A 3,074-nucleotide genomic window follows, 5' to 3' on the forward strand; every position below is an offset into this window, starting at 1 on the left:
GGCGAGCGCCGCGCTGATGGGTTTCGACAAGCCGGTCGTTGGCCATGTCGAAAGCATCAGTCGAGGCGTAGCCGACCAGAACGGCGCGGCCGACGGCAAGGGACTGGCCAACATCAATCCCGTCTTCTCCTGGGTGCGGCTGGCCCAGCGCATTCCCGTGCGCATCCACATCGATCAGGTTCCCGAAGGCGTCGAACTCGCCGCCGGCATGACCTGCACGATCAACGTCACGCCCGCCCAAGCGGAGCAACCCCGGCGCGCCACAATGTTCGAACGCCTGCGTGCTAAAATGAGTTGAGGAGTCTTCCGCCATGACAATCCCGCAGCCGTTTCGCCCTTCGATCCCAGATGCGCGCACGCTGCCCGAAATTTTCAGCGCGCGTGTCGCATTGACGCCTCAAGCCGTCGCCTACAGACAATTCGATCGAGCCGCCAACGAGTGGTTTGACTGGACCTGGCGCGAAATGCGCGACGAGGTCGAACGTTGGCGCAAGGCTCTCGGCAAGGAACAGCTTGCCCCAGGCGCGCGCGTCGCAACCATCATGAAACACGGCGTCGATTACATCGCCGTCGATCAAGCCGCGCTTTCTTTGGGGCTGGTGATCGTGCCGCTGCATGCGACCGATAATCCGGGCAATGTTGGCTACATTGTTCATGACTGCGGAGCTTCAATTCTTGTCATCGACAGCGCCGACTATTGGACGCGACTCGCCCCGGAAGTCGGCGCCGGTACGGATTTGAAGCGCGTCGTAATTCTGTCGCATGAGGGGCCCGGGCGCCAGCGCTCGAATGAGACGGATGCGCGCGCGGTCGCTGCGTCTGAATGGCTGGCCCTTGCCGCGACAAATGTAGCTCCCGAGGTCTATGTCTCGCCGGAAATGCTGGCGACGATTGTCTACACGTCTGGCACGACCGGGCGCCCCAAAGGCGTGATGCTGTCGCAGGCGAACGTCGTCTCCAACGTGCTCGCCGTTCTGCAATGCGTCGCGCCCAACGGCGAGGACCTTTTCCTGTCTTTCCTGCCGATTTCGCACACTTTCGAACGTACGGCCGGCTATTATCTGCCGATCGCGTCTGGCAGTACGGTCGCATTTGCAAGGTCCAGCGCGCTTTTGAGCGAGGATCTGCGAACAATACGTCCGACGGTTTTGATATCCGTGCCACGCATTTACGAGCGCTTCCGCCTCCACATTGAAGAGAAGGTGGCAAAAGGCGGCGCGTTCAGGCAGGCGATCTTCACCCTGGCGGAGCGCCTCGGATGGCGCCAGTTTCTTGTCACACAATGTGATGCGTCGGTTCAGCTGTCGGTCGCCGAGCGTTTTGTGTGGATATTTCTGGACAGATTTGTCGCCGCCAAAATTCGCGCGGAATTTGGCGGCCGCTTGCGTATCGCGGTGGCGGGCGGAGCGCCACTGCCGGAGTCCGCATCAAAATGCTTCCTGGCGATGGGCGTCAATATTGTGCAGGGTTACGGCATGACCGAAACGGCGCCAGTAGTGAGCGTCAATCGATCCGAGCGCAACGACCCCGCGACAGTCGGCGAGGTCATCTCCGGAGTCGAAGTCCGGATCGGCGACAATGACGAACTCCTTGTCAAGGGCCCCAATGTGATGCTTGGCTATTGGCGGCGCGCAGAGGAAACCCGCCGCGTGCTGGAGCCCGACGGCTGGCTGCATACCGGCGACCAGGCTCGGTTCGACAAGGGCCGCCTGAAAATCAAGGGCCGTCTCAAGGATATTATCGTCACGTCCACGGGCGAGAAGATCTCGCCGTCCGATCTCGAACAGGCCATCGCCGTCGATGTGCTTTTCGAGCAGGCGATGGTGATCGGCGAACAACGTCCGTTCATCGCCGCCCTGGCCGTGCTCAACCGCGCGGAAGTTGAACGCGAAGCGAAAGCGCTGGGTCTTGTCGGTGAGATGAACGATATATTGGCGTCCGACGCGTTCCGCGCCTTTGTGCTCAAACGAATCGAGCGCGCCGTTGCGCAATTCCCGAAATACGCGACCCCGAGAAAAGTCTGGCTGACTGTCGATCCCTGGACCGTGGGCGCCGGCCTAATGACTCCAACGCTCAAGCTCAAGCGGCTGGCGATAGAGATGGCTTTCGACCGCGAGATCACATCCCTTTACTCGCGCTGAAAGGCGAACGGAATGAGCTTCCCCATCGCCGCTTGACTGCGGCCGATCTCGTCCGACCGGTGCAATTTTGCCGCGGATGAAGCGACCGAGCTCCTCGATCGCCCGCGTGGCTTCAGGGACGATGCCGGCGTAAAGCTGGAAGTCGTGCCACATGCGTGGAAATTCCATATGGACGACTTGGACGTCACAGGCTTCGAGCTCGCCGGCCAGGCGGCGGGAATCGTCGCGAAGAATTTCCTCGGACGCGGATTCGATCATGACCGGAGGCAGTCCGGCAAGATCTCCGGCCAATGGGGACGCGAGCGGATCCTCGGCGGAGCGGCCCCGAAGATAGGCGGCCGCGCCCTGGGCAAGCCAGGCTGGACGCAGCAGCGCGTCGTTTGCAATGGGCGCCAACCGCGTCAATGTGAGGTCCGCCCATGGCGAGATGAGCGCGACGCACCCCGGCTGCGGCACGCTTACGGCGCGCAAACGCAAACAAAGCGACAAAGCAAGGCCGCCTCCCGCAGAATCGCCCGCGACCGCGATCCGCTCTGGCGGGTAGCCTTTGTCCAGCAAGGCGCGGTAGCAGGCGAGCGCGTCGTCCAGCGCGGCGGGAAACGGATGCTCAGGCGCCAGCCGATAGTCGGGAACGAATACTTCGGCGCCCGTGAGCTTGGCCAGGCGGCCGGTGATGCTGCGGTGGCTGCGTGGCGACCCGATGAGGAAGCCGCCGCCGTGCAGGAACAGCAGGGCGCTGGTAGCTTCGCCTCCGTCCGCCTTGCGTCGCGCCACTTCTGTCGGCACGCCCGCCAGGCTCGAGCGCGAGAAGCGCACGCCGAACGGCACGCTCAATGTCCGGGTCGCGACGTCCGCCCAGCGGCGCTGGACGGCGCAGGAAAATTCCGGTCTTAGCGCGGGCTTGAGACAGACGCGAACGGCGACTCGCGCCAC

The 3,074-nt window shown here is 62.9% G+C and carries 3 protein-coding genes; 2 read left to right on the top strand and 1 reads right to left on the bottom strand.

Annotation, left to right across the window (positions count from 1 at the left end):
* Window positions 1–298, top strand: a 298-nt coding sequence (locus ACLP2E_RS08275) for an HlyD family secretion protein (RefSeq protein WP_442465643.1), incomplete at its 5' end; no start/stop codon positions are given.
* Between the two features lie 13 nt (window positions 299–311).
* Window positions 312–2,141, top strand: a complete 1,830-nt coding sequence (locus tag ACLP2E_RS08280; RefSeq protein WP_442465644.1) for an AMP-dependent synthetase/ligase — start codon at window positions 312–314, stop codon at window positions 2,139–2,141.
* On the opposite strand, the gene ACLP2E_RS08285 is transcribed toward ACLP2E_RS08280, so the two are convergent.
* Window positions 2,058–3,074: alpha/beta hydrolase (locus tag ACLP2E_RS08285; RefSeq protein WP_442465645.1), on the bottom strand; the 1,017-nt coding region annotated here is incomplete at its 5' end. The two genes, ACLP2E_RS08280 and ACLP2E_RS08285, sit on opposite strands and share 84 nt — an antisense overlap.

Source organism: Rhodoblastus sp. (genome assembly GCF_052145335.1).
Classification (GTDB): Bacteria; Pseudomonadota; Alphaproteobacteria; order Rhizobiales; family Beijerinckiaceae; genus Rhodoblastus.

Coding starts and splice junctions, on each gene's coding strand:
- ACLP2E_RS08280 (WP_442465644.1), top strand. CDS start 312: ATGACAATCCCGCAGCCGTTTCGCCCTTCGATCCCAGATGCGCGCACG.